The organism is Bradyrhizobium liaoningense (genome assembly GCF_018130955.1).
Lineage (GTDB): Bacteria > Pseudomonadota > Alphaproteobacteria > Rhizobiales > Xanthobacteraceae > Bradyrhizobium > Bradyrhizobium liaoningense_C.
In genome coordinates this window covers 88,376-110,229 of the sequence record NZ_JAFCJM010000006.1, presented here as the reverse complement: position 1 = coordinate 110,229, position 21,854 = coordinate 88,376, and the positions used below count along the sequence as shown (strand labels likewise).

At 64.7% G+C, this 21,854-nt stretch carries 20 protein-coding genes; 5 read left to right on the top strand and 15 right to left on the bottom strand.

What is annotated here, in order from left to right; genetic code table 11:
* Window positions 1-47 precede the first annotated feature (47 nt).
* The 5 genes from radA to JQ632_RS07155 all read left to right on the top strand — a co-directional run bounded on the left by radA (window position 48) and on the right by JQ632_RS07155 (window position 6,202).
* A complete protein-coding gene (gene radA, locus JQ632_RS07175) occupies window positions 48-1,493 on the top strand; it encodes a DNA repair protein RadA (RefSeq protein ID WP_212401587.1) in 1,446 nt (481 codons plus the stop codon).
* Between the two features lie 168 nt (window positions 1,494-1,661).
* Complete coding sequence (locus JQ632_RS07170; RefSeq protein ID WP_212401586.1) at window positions 1,662-2,291, top strand: CvpA family protein; 630 nt, start codon at window positions 1,662-1,664, stop codon at window positions 2,289-2,291.
* Window positions 2,292-2,322: 31 nt separating this feature from the next.
* Complete coding sequence (gene purF, locus JQ632_RS07165) at window positions 2,323-3,846, top strand: amidophosphoribosyltransferase (RefSeq protein ID WP_212401585.1); 1,524 nt, start codon at window positions 2,323-2,325, stop codon at window positions 3,844-3,846.
* A 158-nt stretch (window positions 3,847-4,004) separates the two neighbouring features.
* Window positions 4,005-4,745, top strand: a complete 741-nt coding sequence (locus JQ632_RS07160; protein WP_212401584.1) for an SDR family NAD(P)-dependent oxidoreductase — start codon at window positions 4,005-4,007, stop codon at window positions 4,743-4,745.
* 230 nt (window positions 4,746-4,975) lie between these two features.
* Window positions 4,976-6,202 carry an ABC transporter substrate-binding protein gene (locus JQ632_RS07155; protein ID WP_212401583.1) on the top strand — a complete coding sequence of 409 codons (1,227 nt, stop codon included), beginning with the start codon at window positions 4,976-4,978 and terminating at the stop codon, window positions 6,200-6,202.
* Window positions 6,203-6,291: 89 nt separating this feature from the next.
* Here the strand turns inward: JQ632_RS07155 and JQ632_RS07150 are convergent, their stop codons facing one another.
* The 15 genes from JQ632_RS07150 to JQ632_RS07080 form a co-directional block, all read right to left on the bottom strand.
* Complete coding sequence (locus JQ632_RS07150; RefSeq protein WP_212401582.1) at window positions 6,292-7,557, bottom strand: TCR/Tet family MFS transporter; 1,266 nt, start codon at window positions 7,555-7,557, stop codon at window positions 6,292-6,294.
* Window positions 7,554-8,933 carry a ribosome biogenesis GTPase Der gene (gene der / locus JQ632_RS07145; RefSeq protein WP_212401581.1) on the bottom strand — a complete coding sequence of 460 codons (1,380 nt, stop codon included), beginning with the start codon at window positions 8,931-8,933 and terminating at the stop codon, window positions 7,554-7,556. The genes JQ632_RS07150 and der overlap by 4 nt, the downstream gene beginning before the upstream one ends.
* Before the next feature lie 50 nt (window positions 8,934-8,983).
* The gene (locus JQ632_RS07140; RefSeq protein ID WP_212401580.1) at window positions 8,984-9,526 is read right to left on the bottom strand and encodes a hypothetical protein; all 543 of its coding nucleotides are present in this window, start codon (window positions 9,524-9,526) and stop codon (window positions 8,984-8,986) included.
* 40 nt (window positions 9,527-9,566) lie between these two features.
* Window positions 9,567-10,220 carry a tetratricopeptide repeat protein gene (locus tag JQ632_RS07135; RefSeq protein ID WP_212401579.1) on the bottom strand — a complete coding sequence of 218 codons (654 nt, stop codon included), beginning with the start codon at window positions 10,218-10,220 and terminating at the stop codon, window positions 9,567-9,569.
* A gap of 174 nt (window positions 10,221-10,394) precedes the next feature.
* The gene (locus JQ632_RS07130) at window positions 10,395-11,987 is read right to left on the bottom strand and encodes a class I adenylate-forming enzyme family protein (protein WP_212401578.1); all 1,593 of its coding nucleotides are present in this window, start codon (window positions 11,985-11,987) and stop codon (window positions 10,395-10,397) included.
* Window positions 11,988-12,060: 73 nt separating this feature from the next.
* Complete coding sequence (locus JQ632_RS07125) at window positions 12,061-12,645, bottom strand: NnrU family protein (protein WP_212401577.1); 585 nt, start codon at window positions 12,643-12,645, stop codon at window positions 12,061-12,063.
* 78 nt (window positions 12,646-12,723) lie between these two features.
* Window positions 12,724-13,320 carry a hypothetical protein gene (locus tag JQ632_RS07120; protein ID WP_212401576.1) on the bottom strand — a complete coding sequence of 199 codons (597 nt, stop codon included), beginning with the start codon at window positions 13,318-13,320 and terminating at the stop codon, window positions 12,724-12,726.
* Between the two features lie 69 nt (window positions 13,321-13,389).
* Window positions 13,390-15,012 carry a peptide chain release factor 3 gene (locus tag JQ632_RS07115; protein ID WP_212401575.1) on the bottom strand — a complete coding sequence of 541 codons (1,623 nt, stop codon included), beginning with the start codon at window positions 15,010-15,012 and terminating at the stop codon, window positions 13,390-13,392.
* Window positions 15,013-15,175: 163 nt separating this feature from the next.
* Complete coding sequence (locus JQ632_RS07110) at window positions 15,176-16,180, bottom strand: inorganic phosphate transporter (protein WP_212401574.1); 1,005 nt, start codon at window positions 16,178-16,180, stop codon at window positions 15,176-15,178.
* A gap of 15 nt (window positions 16,181-16,195) precedes the next feature.
* Entirely contained in the window at window positions 16,196-16,840 is a 645-nt protein-coding gene (locus tag JQ632_RS07105; RefSeq protein ID WP_212401573.1) for a DUF47 domain-containing protein, read from the bottom strand.
* Between the two features lie 155 nt (window positions 16,841-16,995).
* Complete coding sequence (locus tag JQ632_RS07100; RefSeq protein WP_212401572.1) at window positions 16,996-17,964, bottom strand: branched-chain amino acid ABC transporter permease; 969 nt, start codon at window positions 17,962-17,964, stop codon at window positions 16,996-16,998.
* Window position 17,965: 1 nt separating this feature from the next.
* A complete protein-coding gene (locus tag JQ632_RS07095) occupies window positions 17,966-18,835 on the bottom strand; it encodes a branched-chain amino acid ABC transporter permease (RefSeq protein ID WP_212401571.1) in 870 nt (289 codons plus the stop codon).
* A 66-nt stretch (window positions 18,836-18,901) separates the two neighbouring features.
* Entirely contained in the window at window positions 18,902-20,122 is a 1,221-nt protein-coding gene (locus tag JQ632_RS07090) for an ABC transporter substrate-binding protein (RefSeq protein WP_212401570.1), read from the bottom strand.
* A 54-nt stretch (window positions 20,123-20,176) separates the two neighbouring features.
* The gene (locus JQ632_RS07085; RefSeq protein WP_212401569.1) at window positions 20,177-20,929 is read right to left on the bottom strand and encodes an ABC transporter ATP-binding protein; all 753 of its coding nucleotides are present in this window, start codon (window positions 20,927-20,929) and stop codon (window positions 20,177-20,179) included.
* Window positions 20,922-21,677 (bottom strand): ABC transporter ATP-binding protein, encoded by a 756-nt coding sequence (locus JQ632_RS07080; protein ID WP_212401568.1) that lies wholly within the window; start codon window positions 21,675-21,677, stop codon window positions 20,922-20,924. The genes JQ632_RS07085 and JQ632_RS07080 overlap by 8 nt, the downstream gene beginning before the upstream one ends.
* Between the last annotated feature and the right edge of the window lie 177 nt (window positions 21,678-21,854).

The window sequence follows — 21,854 nt, the reverse complement described above, 5'->3', positions numbered from 1 at the left end:
TGCTATCAGCACACCTGAACAAAACGCGACTCGCGCACAGACCCCCGATGGCCAAAAGCACCCTCTCCTTCGTCTGCCAGAACTGCGGCGCGGCCTATAACCGCTGGCAGGGCAAGTGTGAGTCCTGCGGCGAGTGGAATACGCTCGCCGAAGAGGACACGAGCGGCAGCGTGCCGGTGTCGATCCGCTCCAAGCGCAAGGGCCGGACGTTTGCGCTGGAGAGCCTCTCCGGAAAGAGCCCGGATGCCCCGCGCCTGTCCTCAGGGATGACCGAGCTCGACCGCGTCACCGGCGGCGGTTTTGTGCGCGGTTCGGTGCTGCTGGTCGGCGGCGATCCCGGCATCGGCAAGTCGACGCTGCTGACGCAGGCGACCAGCCTGCTGGCGCGCGCCGGCCATCGCATCGTCTATATCTCCGGCGAAGAGGCGATCGCGCAGGTGCGGCTGCGCGCCGAGCGGCTCGGCCTGTCGGATGCGCCGGTGCAGCTTGCGGCCGAGACGTCGGTCGAGGACATCGTCTCCACGCTGTCCGAGGGTGCGGTCCCCCGGCTGATCGTGATTGACTCCATCCAGACCATGTGGACCGACACGGTGGAATCCGCACCCGGCACGGTGACACAGGTGCGTGCCTCGGCGCAGGCGCTGATCCGTTTTGCCAAGAAGACCGGCGCCGCCATCATCCTGGTCGGCCACGTCACCAAGGACGGCCAGATCGCCGGCCCCCGCGTCGTCGAGCACATGGTCGACGCGGTGATGTCGTTCGAGGGCGAAGGCTCGCAGCAATTCCGCATCCTGCGCGCCGTGAAGAACCGTTTCGGTCCGACCGACGAGATCGGCGTGTTCGAGATGACGGGCCTGGGCCTGCGCGAGGTCACCAACCCATCCGAGCTGTTCTTGTCCGAGCGCGATCTCGGCACCCCCGGCACGGCGGTGTTTGCCGGCATCGAGGGCACGCGGCCCGTGCTGGTGGAGTTGCAGGCGCTGGTGGCGCCCACCTCGCTCGGCACGCCGCGCCGTGCGGTGGTCGGCTGGGACCCGAGCCGGCTGTCCATGGTGCTGGCGGTGCTGGAGGCCCATTGCGGGGTCAAGCTGTCCGGCCACGATGTCTACCTGAACGTCGCCGGCGGCCTGCGCATCAACGAGCCGGCGGCGGACCTCGCCGCTGCAGCGGCCCTGGTGTCATCCTTGGTAAACGCGCCGTTACCGACCGATGCCGTCTATTTCGGCGAGATTTCGCTCTCCGGCGTGGTTCGGCCGGTGGCCCAGACCGCCGCACGGCTGAAGGAGGCGGCAAAGCTCGGCTTCGGCCGCGCCATCCTGCCCGAATCGGCCCGGGGCGAGGCTGGCGGCGACGCCGGGCTGTCCCTGAACGCCATCGGCAGCCTGACCACCCTGGTGGCCGAGATTGCCGCCCGCGGCTCCCGCAGGGGCGAATCCGGCGCCCAGACCGAGAAAAATGCCACACCCGCGAGATTCCGCCGTGGAGAGGGCTAGGTGGAGGTGACGTTGCCCGCCCCCGCCGCTATACAGCCGGCACAAAAGCAGCATGGGATTGCGTGGCTCCGGCCTTGCCGGGACCGCCGTCTGCCCGTCAGTTAGGGCGGCGGCCAGAACGCCGATTCGCAAAACGCCTTTGAGAGTACGAGCGGACCAGACCAGCCGATGCCGATTACAATCCTCGATTTGATCCTGCTCGGCGTCATGCTCGTGTCCGGCCTGTTGGCCCTGGTTCGCGGCTTCATGCGCGAAATCCTGTCGATCGCGGCCTGGGGCGCAGCCGCCATCGTCACGCTGTACTCGTTCTCGAAGCTGCTGCCGACGGCAAAAACCTATTTCAACAACGACACGGTGGCGAGCGTCGTGGTGGTCGCCGGCGTGTTCGTGGGCACGCTGATCGTGGTCTCCGTGATCACGGTGCGCATCTCCGACATGATCCTGGATTCCCGGATCGGCGCGCTGGACCGCACGCTCGGGTTCCTGTTCGGCCTCGCCCGAGGCCTCCTGATCGTTGTGGTCGCTTACCAGTTCTTCATCTGGCTGGTTCCAGACAAGCAGCAGCCGGACTGGGTCCGCGGCGCAAAGTCCCGCACGGTGCTCGATTCGACCGGAGAATGGCTCAAGTCGCTCTTGCCGGACGACCCCGAGAACACCATCTTGAAGAGATTCAAGAAAAACAAACCAGATGATGACCAAGCTGATTCCGAGCAGCAGCCTTCGGGCGGCAGCGACGGCTACAGTAAACCGGCTCGTGACAGCCTCAAGAAGCTGATCGAGAAACCTGCGGCGCGTTGATTTGAGCCCGAACAGAGGCGAGAAGGACGAGATGCAAAACCCTGACCGGAACGCCCAGCTAAATCTCGACTTGAACGGGTCCTTGGGCCCAGCCGCAATCGAGCTTCAGGACGATCTGGAGGGGGATACGCTCCGCGAGGAATGCGGCGTCTTCGGCATCTACGGCCATCCCGATGCCGCCGCCATCACCGCCCTCGGTCTTCACGCCCTTCAGCACCGCGGCCAAGAAGCCGCAGGCATCGTCTCCTACGACGGCAACCGCTTTCATTCCGAGCGCCGCCTCGGCCTCGTCGGCGACACCTTCTCCCGCCGCGAGGTGATCGACCGCCTGCCCGGCAGTGTCGCGGTCGGCCATGTCCGCTACTCCACCACGGGCGCCACCATTTTGCGCAACGTGCAGCCGCTGTTCGCCGAGCTGAACGCCGGCGGCCTCGCCGTCGCCCATAACGGCAATCTCACCAACGGCCTGACGCTGCGCCGCGAGCTCGTCAGGAACGGCGCGATGATGCAGTCGACCACCGATACCGAGGTGATCCTGCACCTGGTCGCGCAATCCAAGCGCAGCCGCTTCATCGAACGTTATGTCGATGCGCTGCGCGCCATCGAAGGCGCCTATGCGCTGGTGTCGCTGACCAACAAGAAGCTGATCGGCGCGCGCGATCCGCGCGGCATTCGCCCGCTGGTGCTCGGCGATCTCGACGGCTGCCCGATCCTGACGTCGGAGACCTGCGCGCTCGACATCATCGGCGCGCGCTTCGTCCGCGACATCGAGCCCGGCGAAGTCATCGTGTTCGACGAGAACGGCCAGGACATCCACAAGCCGTTCCCGCCGATGGCGCCGCGGCCCTGCATCTTCGAATACATCTACTTCTCGCGGCCGGATTCCATCGTCCACGGCCGCTCGGTCTACGAGGTGCGCAAGGCCTTTGGCGCGCAGCTCGCGCGCGAGAGCCACGTGCCGGTCGACGTCGTGGTGCCGGTGCCGGATTCCGGCGTGCCCGCCGCGGTCGGCTACAGCCAGCATTCCGGCGTGCCGTTCGAGCTTGGCATCATCCGCAACCATTATGTCGGGCGCACCTTCATCCAGCCGACGCAGGCGATCCGCGAATCCGGCGTGCGCATGAAGCACTCGGCAAACCGCGCCGCGATCGAGGGCAAGCGCATCATCCTGATCGACGACTCGCTGGTGCGCGGCACGACCTCGAAGAAGATCGTGCGCATGATGCGCGACGCCGGCGCGACCGAGGTGCACTTCCGCCTCGCTTCGCCGCCGATCCTCTATCCCGACTATTACGGCATCGACCTGCCCGATCGCGACGGCCTCCTGGCTGCGACCCATTCGCTGGAGGAGATGCGCGAGATCATCGGCGCGGACTCGCTCGCCTTCCTGTCGATCGACGGCATGTATCGCGCGATGGGCGAGCCCGGCCGCGATCCGGCCAATCCAAAATTCTCGGATCACTGCTTCACCGGCGCCTATCCGACCCACCTCACCGACCGGACCCAGGTCGAGCCGCAGCCGCGGCAATTGTCGCTGCTGGCTGAGGCGAGCTGACAGCGCAGCCGTCATCCCGGGGCGATGCGAAGCATCGAACCCGGGATCTCGATCTCGTATTGTAAGCTCTGGATTCCGGGTTCGGTCCTGCGGACCGCGCCCGGAATGACTGTTGCGTAGGGGCTTGTCCCGGCCGTCCACGCCTGTAAAACCCCGCCATGACAAAACCCCTCGCCAACCGCATCGCTCTCGTCACCGGCGCCTCGCGCGGCATCGGCTACGCCACCGCACTCGCGCTCGCGAAAGCCGGCGCGCATATCGTGGCGGTCGCGCGCACGCAGGGCGGGCTCGAGGAACTCGACGACGAGATACGCAAGGACGGCGGCAGCGCGACGCTGGTGCCGCTCAACCTCACCGATTCCGACGGCATCGCGCGGCTCGGCGCCGGCTTGCATGAACGTTACGGCAAGCTCGATATCCTCATCGGCAATGCCGGCGTGCTCGGCCCCTCCTCGCCGCTCGGCCATATCGAGCTCAAGACCTTCAACGACGTGATGGCGGTCAACGTCTCCGCGAACTTCCAGCTCATCCGCTGCATGGATCCGCTGCTGAAGCAGTCCGATGCAGGCCGCGCGGTATTCATCACATCGGGCGCCGCCAACAAGGCGACCGCCTATGTCGGTCCCTACGCCGCCTCCAAGGCCGCGCTGGAGACGCTGGCGCGCGCCTGGGCGCAGGAGACTGCAAGCACCAAACTGCGCATCAACCTGTTCAACCCCGGCCCGATCCGCACCCGCATGCGCGCCACGCTGATGCCGGGCGAGGATCCGACGACGTTGGACACCCCGGAACAGGTCGCCGAATTCATTGTGCCGATGTGCGCGCCGGATTGGACCGAGACCGGAAAGTTCTACGACTACAAGACCCGGACGCTGATGAGCTTCCGCCCGCCGGCGTAGGTGTCCGCATACTGGTCGTGTGACCGCCCGCCCACATGCGCGGGTTCCTGAAAATTGCGCCAGGCAGCCGACCGGAAGAGTTAACCGCTATCCCGGACCGCTACGATTAGCGCATTGCCGCAAGCATTTGGACAGGCTATCGGGAACAGCTAGGTCGTAACCGATCGCGCCGCAGGTCAAAGGCTCCATCAAAGAGAGTCGTCCCGGCATCAACGTTTGGAGGAAACACAATGAAAAAGACTCACGCGTGGCGCTACGCCGCGCTCCTGACCTGTGCCGGCCTCGGCTTTGCCACCTCGGCCTCCGCTCAAGACAAGACCATCAAGATCGGCGTGTTGAACGACATGTCGAGCCTCTATGCCGATATCGGCGGCCCGAACTCGGTGGCTGCGGTGAAGATGGCCGTCGAAGATTCCGGCATGAAGGCGAAGGGCTGGACCATCGAGGTTCTCAGCGGCGACCACCAGAACAAGCCTGACATCGGCGTCAACATCGCCCGGCAATGGATCGACGCCGACAAGGTCGACGCAATCGCCGACACGCCGAGCTCCGGCGTTGCGCTCGCGGTGAGCAACCTCGTCAAGGAAAAGAACTCGGTGCTGCTCAATTCGGGCGCAGCCACCGCCGACCTCACCGGCAAGGCCTGCACACCCAATACCGTGTCCTTCACTTATGACACCTACATGCTCGCCAACGGCACCGGCAAGGCGCTGACGAAAGCCGGCGGCGACAGCTGGTTCTTCCTGACCGCAGACTATGCCTTCGGCCATGCGCTTGAGCGCGACACCAGCTCCGTCGTTACGGCCACCGGAGGCAAGGTGCTCGGCGGCGTCAAGCATCCGCTCAATACGTCGGACTTCTCCTCATTCCTGCTTCAGGCGCAGTCCTCCAAAGCCAAGGTCATCGGCCTTGCCAACGCGGGCGGAGACACCACCAACGCGATCAAGCAGGCCGCCGAATTCGGCATCGTCGCCGGCGGCCAGAAGCTCGCCGCACTTCTGCTGTTCATCAACGACGTGCACTCGCTCGGGCTGAAGACCGCGCAGGGCCTGACCTTCACCGAATCCTTCTATTGGGATCTCAACGATGGGACCCGCGAATGGTCGAAGCGCTTCCAGAAGGTCTCGCCCAAGGGATCGATGCCGTCGATGACGGTTGCGGGCCTCTATGCGGAGATCCTGCATTACCTGAAGGCGATGGATGCGCTGGGCAGCAATCCGCGCGACGGTGCCAAGGTGGTCGCCAAGATGAAGGAGCTGCCGACCGACGATCCGTTGTTCGGCAAGGGCCCGCTGCGCGCCGACGGCCGCCGCCTGATCCCGGCCTATCTGTTCGAGGTGAAGAAACCGGAAGAGTCGAAGGGCCCGTGGGACTACTACAAGCTGGTCGCCACCATCGCGCCTGAAGACGCGGCCAAGCCGCTCGAGGCCAGCGACTGCCCGCTGGTCAAGAAGTGACCGCGTAGCGGTCATCCCGGGGCGATGCGGAGCATCGAACCCCAATGCGCAATTGCGCATTGTGGGATCTCGAGATTCCGGGTCTGGTGCTAACGCACCAGCCCGGAATGACGGTGATCAGCCAACGTCCATATCGCAATCGCCACCGCAACCACCATGAGCAAGGCCGCCAGCAGGAACGGCGCGCCCGGCAGATGCAGCGGCGCGCTGCCGCCGATGAAATAGGCGAATGTGAGCGTGAACAGGAAGGGGCCCACGAGCTGCGACACGCTCTGCACGCTCGACGTCGCGCCCTGGAGCTGCCCCTGCTGATCGGGCGCGACGAGCCGGGTCATCAGCGACTGGATCGCCGCGCCCGACACGCCCCACAGTGACATCACGGGAATGCCGAGCCAAGACAGCGCTCCGGTCGGCGCAGAGCCGAAGATGACAAAACCGATCGCGCCACAGCTTAAGCCCAGCAGCAGCGCCTTGCGCTCGCCGAGCGCGCGCACGATGGGCCCGATCGCGAGCCCCTGCACCACCATGGCGCAGATGCCGACCATCGCGAGTGTCAGCCCGACGGTCTTGGAATCCCAGCCATAGCGATAGGTCGCATAGAGCACGTAGGTCGACGGCAGCACCACATGCGCGACCTGGGCGATGAAATTGACGACCGACAATCCCGCAAGCACCGCGTTGGAGCGCAGCAGGTTCAGTGCCCCGATCGGATTGGCGCTTCGCCAGCGGAACGGCGCGCGTTTCTCCGCCGACAGGGATTCCGGCAGCACCAGCAGGCCGTAAACCGCGTTGGCAAAACTCAATGCGGCTGCGGCCCAGAACGGCAGCCGCGGATCGATGTCGCCGAGCAGGCCGCCGAGCGCGGGCCCGAACACGAAGCCCGCGCCGAACGCCGCGCCGATCTTGCCGAAGACGGCCGCGCGCCGCTCCGGTGGCGTCACGTCGGCGATGTAGGCAAAGGCGGTGGAAATGCTCGCCGACGTGATGCCGGAAATCACGCGGCCGACGAATAGCCAGACCAGCGACGGGGCCAGCGCCATCAGCACATAGTCGGCGGCAAGCCCGAAGTTCGACAGCAGCACCACCGGCCGCCGGCCAAAACGGTCCGACAGCGCGCCGAGCACCGGCGAGAACACGAACTGCATGAGCGCCCAGGCGGTGCCGAATACGCCAAAAATGCGCGCCGCCTGCGCGGTGTCATTGCCGACAAAGCTCTCCACCAGCTTTGGCAGGATCGGCATGATCACGCCGAGCGCGAGCATGTCGAGCAGGATGGTGACGAAGATGAAGGCGACCGCGCCGCGCTTGACCGGCGGCGCATCGCCGGCGATCGCCCGACCGGCGTCTCCGCTCACGACAGCCGTTTGCGCTTGTGCGCGAAGGGATTGGCCTTCTCGCGCAGCGTGATGCGCACCGGCGTGCCCGGAAGCTCAAACGTCTCGCGCATGGAATTGGTGAGATAGCGCAAATAGGACTGCGGCACGGCATCCGCGCGCGAGCAGAACAGCACGAAGCTCGGGGGACGCGCCTTGGTCTGGGTGATGTAGTTCAGCTTCAGCCGGCGGCCCGACACTGCGGGCGGCGGATTGGCCTGGATGGCCTGCTCGAACCAGCGGTTCAGCGCCGAGGTCGGCACGCGCCGGTTCCAGATCGCATAAGCCTCCTGGATGGCCGTCATCAGACGATCGATGCCCTCGCCCATCAGGCCGGAGACGGCGACAACATGCACGCCCTTGAGCTGCGGCAGCCAATGGTCGGCATCACGGCGCAAGTTCGAGATCGCGCCGCCGCCCTTGCTCTCCATCAGGTCCCATTTGTTGACGGCAAGCACGACCGCGCGTCCCTCGCGCTCGATCAGGTCGGCGATACGCAGGTCCTGCTCCTCGAACTTGTTCTGCGTATCCATCATCAGCACGACGACTTCGGCAAAGCGTACCGCGCGGAGCGCGTCGGCCACCGAGAGTTTCTCGAGCTTCTCCTCGATGCGCGAGCGGCGGCGCAGGCCCGCGGTATCGAACACGCGGAAATCGCGGCCCTTCCAGTTGATCTCGACCGCGATGGAGTCGCGCGTGGTCCCTGCCTCGGGGCTCGTCAGCAGACGCTCCTCGCCGAGCAGATGATTGATCAGCGTCGACTTGCCGGCATTGGGCCGGCCGACGATCGCAACCCGAATGGGACGCTTCGCCGCCTCCTCCTCGGACATGGGCTCGTCGTCATCGGCCTCATCCTCGGCGGGCTCCGGCATGATCTGGCTCAGTGCGTCGTAGAGCTCGCCCATCCCTTCGCCATGCTCGGCGGAAACCTGGATGGGATCGCCGAGCCCGAGCGCGAAGGCTTCCATGGCGCCGGCATCGCCGTGCTTGCCCTCGCTCTTGTTGGCGACCAGCAGCACGGGCTTGTTGGCGCGGCGGGCGAAATCGGCGAAGGCGCGGTCGGTCGGCGTGAGGCCGGCCCGCGCGTCGATGACGAAGAACAGCGCGTCCGCCTGCGCAATCGCAGTCTCCGTCTGCTCCTGCATCCGTGCGGTCAGCGAGCCCTTGGCGCCCTCGTCGAGCCCTGCGGTGTCGATGATGGTGAAATCGAGATCGCCGAGCCTCGCCTCGCCCTCGCGGCGGTCGCGCGTGACGCCCGGCAGATCATCGACGAGCGCGAGCTTCTGCCCCACCAGCCGGTTGAACAGCGTCGATTTTCCGACATTGGGCCGGCCGATGATGGCGACGGTAAAGGACATCAGTCATTCGTGCGCCGCCGGGGACGCGCCTGTCAATGCAATGAAAAATATCAGCGCGAGAAGCTGCCGCTCGGCAACGGGGCCGGGAATCCTCCCTGCGACTGCTGCTGCGTGGTCTGGGTCTGCTGCGCCGGCTGCGTGGTCTGATCCGGCGGCGGCGCAGTGGTGCGCCGGCGGACGATCTTCTGCTTCGGCGGCGGCGCGGCCGGAGCCGGCGCTGCATCGGGCTGGACCTCGCCATCCGCCTCGCCCGCAGGCGCCGCGGCCGGCGCAACGGCGGCGGTGGCCGGCTGCTTGGACTTCTTGCCCTTGGCCGACTTGGCGGTCGGCGCGGGCGGCGGAACGGCAGCCGCATCCACGGGCGGCTGGTCCGGCTGTTGCTGTGCGCCCTTGTAGAGGTCCTTCGGCACGCCCTGCTCAAGGCCCGGCACGCCCTCGGGGAAGACCGGCTTGCGGTCGCCGGGCAGCTTCTTCTTGGTGTCGAGCCAGTCCATGAGATCGCTGGGATCGAACCCGCCGCTGGAGCAGCCGCCCAGCACGCCCGAGAAGGCGATCAGGACGGCGGCTGCGATCAAACGTGGCGTGCGGCGCATCTGGTGTCTCGTCCAGCTATCTCGGGCCATCAGCTCTCAATCAGCTCTTGGCAACCGCCGGCAGCAACGCCTGCAGCGCCTCGGCGCGCGAGCGCATGCTCGGCGGCGTCTCGCCATCCTCGGCGATCGCATCCAGCCATTTGCGGGCCGCGGTCGTGTCGCCATTGCGCCAGGCCGACAGGGCCAGCAGTTCACGGGCGGTATGGCGGAAGGTCGAAGCCGACGCGGTTGATGCTTCCAGTCGCTGCTGGATGTCGGCATAGCCTGCAGTGTCGAGCAGCAACCCGGCGGCGCGGATCTTTGCGAGCGCCTGCTGCTCGCCGGCGACGCTACGATCGGCCGCGATGTCGTCATACATCTTCGCCGCGGCCTTGGGGTCGCGGGCAGAAATCTCGGCGGCCGCGCGCAGGCGCGCCAGCGTGCGGTAACCGGACGGCGCCTTGGCCGCGAGCTCGGTGAAGGCCGCCTCGGCCTCGGCATGCTTGCCCTGGTCGGACAGCTCGACGGCCTTCTCGAAGGCCGCACCGGCCTCGGCGGCCTTCTTGGCCTCCAGATATTGATAGCCGCGCCAGCCGCCGACGGCCGCGACGATCAGCACCATCAGGGCGATCAGATAGATCGAATACTTGTCCCACAGCTTCTTGAGCTGTTCGCGACGTACTTCCTCGTCGACTTCGTCAAATAATTCAGACACTTAAGCTAATCCCATCCCCGGTCGGGAGCGCGCGCTGGAATCTCGCGTCAGAAAACCCGTTCCCGCGTGGCGGCGGCGATACCCTAACCATATGGCGGTGGCAAGGCAAAGCGAGGTCCATCAAGGCGTTAACCCTCCCGCCGGACCCCCGCGCCTGGAACTCCGACCGCGCCCTTAGGCCCCCAGCAGCTCCCGCAATTGCCGCTTCAGCACCTTGCCATTGGCGTTGCGCGGTAGCGGCTCGGCGGTCAGCAGCATGGTCTCCGGCACCTTGTAGTCGGACAGCCGCTCGGCGCACCAGGCACGCAGCGCCTCGGCGGCAACGGCTTCGCGCGTGACCACCACTGCATGAACGCGCTCCCCCAGCACCGGGCACGGCTTTGCGATGATCGCGCTCTCGACGACAGAGGGATGGCCGGCCAGCACGGACTCGACCTCGGCGGAATAGATCTTGAGGCCGCCGCGGTTGATCATGTCCTTCTGCCGGTCGAACACGCGGACGAAATTGTCGGCATCGACCGAGCCGAGGTCGCCGGAGTGCCAGAAGCCGGCGGTAAAGCTTTCGGCGGTGGCCTTCGGATTGTTCCAGTAGCCCTTGATGACGGAGGCGCTCTGGATCCAGAGCTCGCCGATCTCGCCACGCGGCAGCTCGCGGCCATCAGCATCCATCGCGACGATGCGCGCGCCCGGACAGGGCAAACCGACGCTGTCGATGTGGCGTGCCGTCAACTCCCCGGGCATGATCGTGGAGGGCGACGTGGTCTCGGTCGCGCCGTAGCAATTTGCGAGCTTCAGGCCGGGTATTTTTGCGTCCAGCTTCTCGATGGTCGCGATCGGCATCGGCGCGCCGCCAAAACCGCCGATGCGCCAGTTCGAGAGGTCGTAGCTGTCGAAGTCGGGCTGGAGCAGGCAGAGATTGTACATCGCCGGCACCATCACGGTGTAGGTGACGCGCTCGCGCGTGGCGAGCTTGAGATATTCTGCCGCCTTGAACTCCGGCATGATGATCAGCGCGCCGGCGCAGCGGACCATGGTCGTGATGTTGGCGACGACGCCGGTGACATGGCCGAGCGGCACAGCCGCGATCGAGCGATCTGCCTCCGTCAATTGCAGGCAGGAGACGAACACCATCGAGGAATGGATGATGTTGCAGTGGGCGAGCATCGCGCCCTTGGGCTTTCCTGTCGTCCCCGACGTATAGAGGATCATCGCGGTATCCTCCTCGCCGACCTCGACCGGCGCGGGCGCCGGCGCATTGTCGGCAAGCACCGCGAAGCGCGACAGAGTTGGGTCATCGTCGATGGCGATGCGATGCACGACATCGGGCACGTCACGCGTATCCGGCAGGCGCTCGGCAAGAGCCGCCTCATGGATCAGGATCTTTGCGCCGCAGTCCGTCAGCACGTAGGCGATCTCGGGCTTCTGCTGGCGCGTGCTGAGCAGCACCGTCACGAGCCCTTCATGCGCGGCCGCAAACAGGATCAGCGGGAATTCGATACGATTGCCGAGCAGGATGGCGACGCGGTCGCCGCGCTGCAGGCCGAGCTTTCGAAGGCCGGTTGCGATCCGCGCCGCCCGCTCCACCGCCTGGCGCCACGTCAGCCGGACGCTGCCCGCGATCAGCGCCTCGCCGTCGGGATTGCGGGCGGCTGCATCCGCGATCATCGCCCAGACGTTTCCCGGCCGCTCGCAGAAGGCCGGCACGACGCGATCGCCGAACCGCGTCTCGAACCGCATCGGGGGAATCTCGGGCTGCGACCAGTCCATCGGAATGCTCTCGGTTTGTTGTTGTCGTTGTCCGTGCACGAACGCCGGATGCCGTCTTGCGCCGATCGGCTGTCTAGGCTCCCACGACGGGAACCCCGATCACGACGGGATGGAAGGCGAAGGCCAATGCCAGATAGGCCACGACGCCGACCGCAACCGCGATCAGGTCGTTGGTGACGCCGCCAACCGGAATCGGCGGCCCGCCGGCGTCCGTGCGGTGCTTCAGCGAAATCCGGTCATAGACGGCCCAGCCCAGGAACGAGCCGAACAGGATGATGGAGCCGAGATCGCCATTGGCGAGCAGATGCGCCGCCGCCCACAGCTTGATGCCGGCCAGCATCGGATGTTTCAGCGTCGCGTAGATGCGACCGCGGATGTAGGAAGCAACAACCAGGATGACGGCCGGCAGCATCAGCGCTGCCGCGATATGTTTCATCGCCTTCGGCGGATACCAGACGTCGATCCATCCCGTCGCACGATAATTGGCAAAGCCCCAGATGATCATCGCAAGGCCCGCCAGCGATGCCAGCGAGTACAGGATCTTGTAGGTGCCCTCGCCCAGTCCAGCGATTGCCCGGGCCCGCGCCTCACGCTTCGTCGTCAAACTGTGGGCTGCGAAAAAAAGCACGAGCCCCAGGATCATCACCGACAGACCCACGACGTCCTCCCCATACGTTGCGCTCCCGCTCTATCGGGTATCACTTCCAGGCTGTACCCGGCAATGCGCGATTCCCGCTCATGGCTTCGCCGTCGGCTTTCCCAGTTCGCGGTTGTCGACATAGCGGATCGCAATCGGCCGCCCGGCGAGCGCGCCGCCGAGGCCGTCGGTGAATTTCAGGGGCAGACAGGCCTTGAGCGACGAGTTAATCGCGTTGAGGTAGGTGGTCCGCGTATCGGCCGGCACGCCCGACGTCGCGTAGGTCACCCGCGGCGGGCCGATCATGCCGCCCGTTCTGTTGAAGCTGAAGCGCACCGCCATCTGCATGCCCTGCCGCGCGCTGTCTTCCGGCGGCGGCGACCAGCAGGCGCGCAGTTCGGCGAAGAGATCGCCGATGGTGTCGAGATCGTGATCCGGCTTCTGGTACTTGGCGCGCTCATCCGGCGACGGCGCGGTCTGGACGGTGAGCTGCAGGTTCTGGCCGTAGGGATAGTCGATCTCGGGGATGCAGGGGCCGTGCTCGAGCACGCTGCAATAGGACGGCGTGCACGGCCGGTTGTCCAAAACGCTGCAAGGCTCGTGGGAAAACGGGATCGGATTGATCTGCCGGCGCTGCGCGTCGGCACCGGCCATCGTGACCACCAACGCGAGAATGATGAGAATGCCGCGCCACATGCCCCATCACGTGGGCATCGCCGCGCAGGCGTCAAGCCGGGCGCCGTTCACATCAGCGCGTTCCGGGCCCTAGCCCGCCTTCTTCTTGACGTCCTTGACGTTGGCGAACTCGATGCCCTCGGCGCGCTCCCTGGTATAGCCGAGATAAAATTCGTTCCTGGCGAGATAGACGGGATCGCCGTCGACATCATCGGCGATACTGGAGGTGTTGGCCGCGACAAACGTGTCGAGCTTCTTGCGATCGTCGGACGAGATCCAGCGCGCGAGCTGAAACTCACTCACCTCGAACTCGACCGGCAGCGCGTATTCGGCCTCCAGCCGCGCCTTCAGCACGTCGAGCTGCAGCGCGCCGACGACGCCGACCAGCGCGGGCGCACCGTCGCGTGGCCGGAACACCTGCACGACGCCCTCTTCCGACATTTGCTGAAGCGCTTCCTTCAGCTTCTTCGCCTTCATCGCGTCGGTCAGCCGCACGCGGCGGACGATTTCCGGCGCAAAGCTCGGCACGCCGACAAAGGTGAAATCCTCCCCCTCCGTCAGCGTGTCGCCGATCCGCAGGGTGCCGTGATTGGGAATGCCGACGACGTCGCCGGCAAAAGCCTCGTCCGCCACCGAGCGGTCCTGGGCAAAGAAGAATTGCGGGCTGGACAGCGGCATGCTCTTGCCGGTGCGCACCAGCCTGGCCTTCATGCCGCGGCTGAGTTTTCCGGAGCACAGCCGCGCAAAGGCGATGCGATCGCGATGGTTCGGATCCATGTTCGCCTGGATCTTGAACACGAAGGCGCTCATGCGGGGATCGGTGGCTTCGACCTTGCGCAAATTGCTTTCCTGCGCCCGCGGCTCGGGCGCGAACTTGCCGAGCCCTTCCAGGAGGTCGCCGACGCCAAAGTTGCGCAGCGCGCTGCCGAAATAGACCGGCGTCAGGTGGCCCTCGCGAAACGCCTCCAGCTCGAACGGTTTGGAGGCCTCGGTAACGAGCTCGAGCTCGTCCTTCACCGCGGAGACGTCGAGATTGGCATTGAGCTTGCCGAGCTCCTCGATCTCGATCTGCTGCGCCGCGCCGGTCTTGGCGCCGCCGCCTTCGAGCAGGCGCACGCCGCCATTGAGGACATCATAAGTGCCGAGGAAGTCGCGGCCGCGGCCGACCGGCCAGGTCATCGGCGTGGTGTCCAGCGCCAGCGTTTTCTCGATCTCGTCCAGAAGCTCGAAGGTGTCGCGGCTCTCGCGGTCCATCTTGTTGATGAAGGTGATGATCGGGATGTCGCGCAGGCGACAGACCTCGAACAGTTTTCGCGTCCGCGCCTCGATGCCCTTGGCAGCGTCAATCACCATCACGGCGGAATCGACCGCCGTCAGTGTGCGATAGGTGTCTTCCGAAAAGTCCTCGTGGCCCGGCGTGTCCAGCAGGTTGAACACCAGCCCCTCGAACTCGAAGGTCATCACTGACGTGACGACCGAGATGCCGCGCTCGCGCTCGATCTTCATCCAGTCCGAGCGCGTGTTGCGCCGCTCGCCCTTGGCCTTGACCTGACCGGCGAGATTGATGGCGCCGCCGAACAGCAGCAGCTTCTCGGTCAGGGTGGTCTTGCCGGCGTCCGGGTGGGAGATGATCGCAAAGGTGCGCCGCCGTGCCACTTCAGCGGCAAGCGGGGAACGGGCCGGCGATTCGGTTGCAAGGGTGGTGTCGGACATGGGGGGAGCGTTTGGCAGGGAAAATCGGCCCGATCAAGGGCCAGCGGCCTCCCCCATATGGGGATTTTCGGGGCCGAACTCCACCCCGGAGATCCCCTGATCAGCGCGGCGCCTGCTTAGCACAAGACCTGTTTAGCGCAGGACCTGTTAGCGGAAGGCCTGTTTAGCGGAAGGCCTGGACGACCCAGAAGGTGAGCGCGGCGACGATGGCCGAGGCCGGGATCGTGATCACCCAGGCATAGACGATCGAGCTCGCGACGTTCCAGCGCACCGCCGAGACGCGGCGGGCGGCGCCGACGCCGACGATCGCACCGGTAATGGTGTGCGTGGTCGAGACGGGAACCCCGAGGAAGGTCGCCATGAACAGGGTCGCGGCACCGCCGGTTTCCGCGCAAAAGCCCTGCATCGGCGTCAGCTTTGTGATGCGCAGGCCCATGGTGCGGACGATCCGCCAGCCGCCCATCAGCGTGCCCAGCGCCATCGCGGCCTGGCAGGACAAGACGACCCAGAACGGCACCGAGAACTCGTTGCCGAGATGACCCTGCGAATAGAGCAGCACCGCAATGATGCCCATTGTCTTCTGGGCGTCGTTGCCGCCATGGCCGAGCGAATAGAGCGAGGCGGAGGCGAATTGCAGGATTCGGAAGGCGCGATCGACGGCAAACGGCGTCGAGCGCACCGAGGCCCAGGACACGATCGCAACCAGCGCCATCGCGAGCAGGAAGCCGACCAGCGGCGACAGCACGATCGCGAGCACGGTCTTGGACAGTCCACTCCAGACCGCGGCCGAGATCCCGGCCTTGGCGATGCCGCCGCCAACCAGCCCGCCGATCAGCGCATGCGAGGACGACGAAGGGATGCCGAGCGCCCAGGTCACGAGATTCCAGACGATGGCACCGACGAGGGCAGCAAAAATCACCTGCGCGTCGACGATCGCGGGATCGATGATGCCGGTGCCGATGGTCTGGGCGACGTGCAGCCCGAACACCAGGAAGGCGACGAAATTAAAGAACGCGGCCCACAACACCGCGAATTGCGGCCGCAGCACGCGGGTCGAGACAATGGTCGCGATCGAGTTGGCAGCGTCGTGCAGGCCGTTCAGGAAGTCGAACAGCAGCGCGACGGCGATCAGGCCGACCAGGATGGGAAGACCCAACGCAGCGTCCACGATGCGATCCCTGCCCTAAACCTGCTCGATGACGATGCTGTTGATCTCGTTCGCAACGTCATCGAAGCGATCGGCGACCTTCTCGAGATGGTCGTAGATCTCGACGCCGACGATGAAGTTCATCGCATTGCCGTCGCGGTGCTTCAGGAACAGCTCCTTCAGCCCGATGTCGTGGAGATCGTCGACGCGGCCCTCGAGTTTCGTCAGTTCCTCCGTGATCGCCGTCAGCATGGCGACATTCGGACCGATCGCCTGCATCAGCGGCAGCGCGCGCCCGACGAGGTTGGCGCATTCGACCAAAAGCCCGCCCATCTCCCGCATCGGCGGCTCGAAGGTACGGACCTCGAACAGCATCACGGCTTTTGCGGTCTGCTGCATCTGGTCGATGGCGTCGTCCATCGACGTGATCAGGTTCTTGATGTCGCCGCGGTCGAACGGCGTGATGAAGGTACGGCGGACGGCAGTGAGCACCTCACGGGTGATGTTATCGGCGTCGTTCTCGAACTGGTTGACGCGCTGGCAGTAGACCGGGGTCTCCTCGCCGCCGTTCAGCATCCCCTGGAGTGCGATGGAACCCTGGATCACGGTCTGGGCGTGGCGGTCGAACAGATCGAAGAACCGTTCCTCCTTAGGAAGAAAGGCGCGAAACCATCGCATCATGGGAATAACTGCCGGTTTGAGATTGGCCGGTCCGGAAGGACTGTCACTGAACTGTCATAGACCATTTTCGGCCCGCGCGCGTGCCACCTCACGCCCGCAGGACCGGGTCATCCACTGCTTTTGCTGATGTGTTTTTTATTAATTAAATCAACGAACTACAATGATCTGCGGAAGTAATGCGCGATTTCGCCGACCACGCCGCGGCGGAATGTGAGCACGCAGATCACGAAGATCGCGCCCTGAATCACCGTCACCCACTGACCGAAGCTCGCGAGATATTGCTGCATGGCGATGATGACGAAGGCGCCGACCACGGGTCCGAAGATGGTACCGAGGCCGCCGACCAGCGTCATCAGCACGACCTCGCCCGACATCGACCAGTGCACGTCGGTGAGCGAAGCATTTTGCGCCACGAACACCTTCAACGAACCGGCGAAGCCGGCCAGCGTGCCCGACAGGATGAAGGCCAAAAACTTGTACTGGTCGGTGCGATAGCCGAGCGAAATCGCGCGCGGCTCGTTCTCGCGGATCGCCTTCAGCACCTCGCCAAACGGCGAGTTGATGATGCGGTAGATCAGCAGGAAGCCGCCGAGGAAGCCGAGCAGCACGACGTAGTACAGCACCGTCGGCTTGGAGAGATCGAACACTCCGAGCAAATGGCCCTGCGGAATGCCCTGGATGCCGTCTTCGCCGTGGGTGAACGGCACCTGGAGATAGATGAAGTAGAGCAGCTGCGACAGCGCCAGCGTGATCATCGAGAAGTAGATGCCCTGGCGGCGGATCGAAACGTAGCCTGTGACGATGGACAACGCGAAAGCCGCAGCGACGCCGACGAGGATGCCAAGCTCCGGCGGCAGTCCCCACACTTTGAGCGCATGCGCGCTGCAATAGCCGGCGGTGCCGAGGAACATCGCGTGGCCGAAGGAGAGCAGACCGCCATAACCGATCAGGAGGTTGAAGGCGCAGGCCAGAAGCGCAAAGCACAGCGCCTGCATCACGAAGAACGGATAGATGCCGGTGAAGGGCACCGAGGCGAGGAGCAATGCCATCACCACGAAGACGATCATTTCGTCGCGCATCGCGCGCGGCGGCGCCTTCAAAGTATTGTCGGTTACTACGGTCATATCAGGCCGCCCTTCCCGTCAGTCCCGTTGGCTTCACAAGCAGCACCAGCACCATCAGCACGAACACGACGGTGTTGGAGGCCTCGGGGTAGAAATACTTGGTCAGGCCTTCGATCACGCCGAGCGCGAAGCCCGTGATGATCGAGCCCATGATCGATCCCATGCCGCCGATCACCACCACCGCGAACACGACGATGATGAGGTCGGCGCCCATCAGCGGCCGCACCTGGTTGATCGGCGCCGAGAGCACGCCGGCGAGCGCGGCCAAGCCGACGCCGAGGCCGTAAGTGAGCGTGATCATGCGCGGCACGTTGATGCCGAAAGCCCGCACCAGGGTCGGGTTCTCGGTCGCGGCGCGCAGGTAGGCACCGAGCCGGGTCTTCTCGATCAGGAACCAGGTGGCAAGGCACACCACAAGCGAGAAGATAACGACCCAGCCGCGATAGATCGGCAGGAACATGAAGCCGAGATTCATACCGCCCCTGAGCTGGTCGGGAATGGCATAGGGCAGACCGGACGAGCCGAAGTAGTTCTGGAACACGCCCTGGATGATCAGAGCCATACCGAACGTCAACAACAGGCCATAGAGATGATCAAGCCCGGTGAGCCATTGCAGCATGGTCCGTTCCAAGATCATGCCGAAGATGCCGACCACGATCGGCGCGATGATCAACGCTGGCCAGTAGCCGATACTGAGGTAATCGTTGTTGAGCAGAAAATACGCGACGAACGCGCCCATCATGTAGAGCGCGCCATGGGCGAAGTTGATGATGTTGAGCATGCCGAAGATCACGGCAAGCCCGAGACTCAGCAGCGCGTAGAACGAGCCGTTGATCAGTCCCACAAGTAACTGTGCGTAGAGAGCCTGCATCGATCGATCTCGTACCCGGTCCCGTTATGCCATTTTACCAGGCCGCGCCTGTTGGCGCGGCTGGTCTTACTTCTTCACCAGCGGACAAGCACTCTCCGACAGCGGCCGGAAGGCCTGGTCGCCCGGGGTCGTGCCGATCAGCTTGTAATAGTCCCAGGGCCCCTTGGATTCCTCGGGCTTCTTGACCTCGAAGAGGTAGGCGGGATGCAGCTTGCGGCCGTCGGCACGGATCGTGCCCTGACCGAACAGCGCGTCGTCTGTCGGCATCTCCTTCATCTTGGCCACGACTTTGGCGCCGTCATGCGGATTGCCGCCCATTGCCTCCAGCGTCTTGAAATAGTGCATGAGGCCCGAATAGACGCCGGCCTGCACCATCGAGGGCATCGCCTTGTTCTTCATGCGCCCGGAGAAGCGCTTGGAGAACGCGCGGGTGCCGTCGTTCATGTCCCAGTAGAAGGTCTCGGTGAAGTTCAGCCCCTGCGCCACCTTCAGGCCGAGCGCATGCACGTCGGTGATGAACAGAAGCAGGCCCGCAAGCTTCTGGCCGCCCGAGACGATGCCGAATTCCGCCGCCTGCTTGATGGTGTTGGTGGTGTCGCCGCCGGCATTCGCCATGCCGATGATCTTGGCCTTCGAGGCCTGCGCCTGCAGCAGGAACGAGGAGAAATCGGCGGTGTTGAGCGGATGCCTGACAGTGCCGATCACCTTGCCGCCCGATTTTACCACGACCGCGGCGGTGTCGCGCTCGAGCGCATGGCCGAAGGCGTAGTCGGCGGTCAGGAAGTACCAGGTGTCGCCGCCGGCCTTCACCAGCGCCTGCCCGGTGCTGTTGGCCAGCATGTAGGTATCGTAGACCCAGTGAACCGTGTTCGGCGAGCACTGCGCGTTGGTGAGGTCGGACGTCGCCGCGCCGGTATTGATCATGATCGAGTTTTTCTCTTTCACGACGTTGTTGACCGCCAGCGCGACGCCGGAGTTCAACACGTCCATGAAGATGTCGACCTTCTCGACGTCGATCCATTGTCGCGCAATCGTGGTGCCGATGTCCGGCTTGTTCTGATGGTCGGCGGAGATCAGATCGAGCTTCCAGCCCTTGGCCGCAAGCCCGGAATCCTCGATCGCCATCTGTGCCGCGACGGTCGAGCCCGGACCGCCGAGGTCGGCATAGAGCCCTGAATTGTCGGTGAGCACGCCGATCTTGATGTTCTTGTCCTGCGCGACTGCGCCGCCTGCCGCGCCAAACACCAAGGCGGTGCCAAGCAACATGGCCGAAATACTGTGCTTCATGATCCGCTTCCCCAATATCCCTTTAGTAGTTTTTCTTCAGGCGGCCTGTACGGCTCACACACCGAGATAGGTGTGCAGCTTGTCCATGTTGGCCGCCAGTTCCGAATTGGAAAATCCGTCGATGATCTTGCCGTGCTCGACGACGTAGTAGCGATCCGCAACGGTCGAGGCGAAGCGGAAGTTTTGCTCGACCAGAAGGATCGTGAAACCTTCCTTCTTGAGCCGCGCGATGGTGTGACCGATCTGCTGGATGATGACGGGCGCGAGTCCTTCGGTCGGCTCGTCCAGCATCAGGAAGCTCGCACCGGTCCGCAGAATGCGCGCGATCGCCAGCATCTGCTGCTCGCCGCCTGAGAGCTTTGTGCCCTGGCTGCCAAGGCGCTCCTTCAGGTTCGGGAACAGTTCGAAGATCTGGTCGAGCGACAGTCCCCCTGCGCGCACCGTCGGCGGCAGGAGGAGGTTCTCCCGCACGTCGAGGCTTGCGAAAATGCCGCGCTCCTCGGGACAAAAGGCGATACCCATCCGCGCGATCTTGTCGGAGGACGTGCGGATGATGTCCTGGTTGTTGAATTTCACCGAACCGGTGCGCTTGCCGATGATGCCCATCACCGACTTCAACGTCGTGGTCTTGCCGGCGCCGTTGCGCCCGAGCAGGGTCACGACCTCGCCCGCCCTCACGTCGAAATTGATCCCGTGAAGGATGTGGGACTCGCCGTACCAGGCTTCCAGGTTGCGGACTTCGAGGATGGTGCCGCCCGTCGAGCCGCCCCTTGTCGCCGGCGCTTCGGCGATCGCAGTCTCAGGCATGACCGGCTCCCAGATAGGCTTCCTTGACGCGCTCGTCCTTGGAGAGGTCGGCGTAGTTGCCTTGCGCCAGCACCTGCCCGCGCGTCAGCACGGTGATGATGTCGGAGAGATTGGCCACCACGCTCAAATTATGTTCGACCATCAGGATCGTGTACTTCGCCGAAATGCGCTTGATGAGCGCGGCGATCTTGTCGATGTCCTCGTGCCCCATGCCGGCCATCGGCTCGTCCAGCAGCATCATTTCCGGATCGAGCGCCAGCGTAGTCGCGATCTCGAGCGCACGCTTGCGTCCATAGGGCATTTCGACCGCGGGCGTATTGGCAAACTCGCTCAGGCCGACGTCGTTCAACAATTCCAGCGCGCGGGCGTTGAAGCGGTTGAGCACCGACTTGGAGCGCCAGAAGTCGAACGAAGAGCCATGCTGGCGCTGGAGCGCGACGCGGACATTCTCGAGCGCCGTGAGATGCGGGAATACCGCCGAAATCTGGAACGAGCGCACCAGTCCCATGCGCGCGACGTCGGCCGGCGCCGTCGCGGTGATGTCCTGCCCCTTGTACAGGATTTTTCCGGCAGACGGTTTCAGGAACTTGGTCAACAGATTGAAGCAGGTCGTCTTTCCGGCCCCGTTCGGGCCGATCAACGCGTGAATGCTGCCACGGCGGACCTTGAGCGCAACGTCGCGGACGGCGAAAAATCCCGCGAACTCCTTGGTCAGGCCTTCCGTTTCGAGAATGAACTCATCAGCCAAACAAATTTCCCCCTGCCCGCACGACCGCGGTCGCGCGCGGCTTTCGTTAATTGGCTCTCGGCTTTCCGCAGGCCTTGGAGCCCGTCCCGGAACGCCGCCTATGGCGGCGGAATATGCCGGAGGTGACGGGGGTTAGGCAAGGTGGAAAGCTGGGCAAAGCAAACCGCCGTCCGGAGC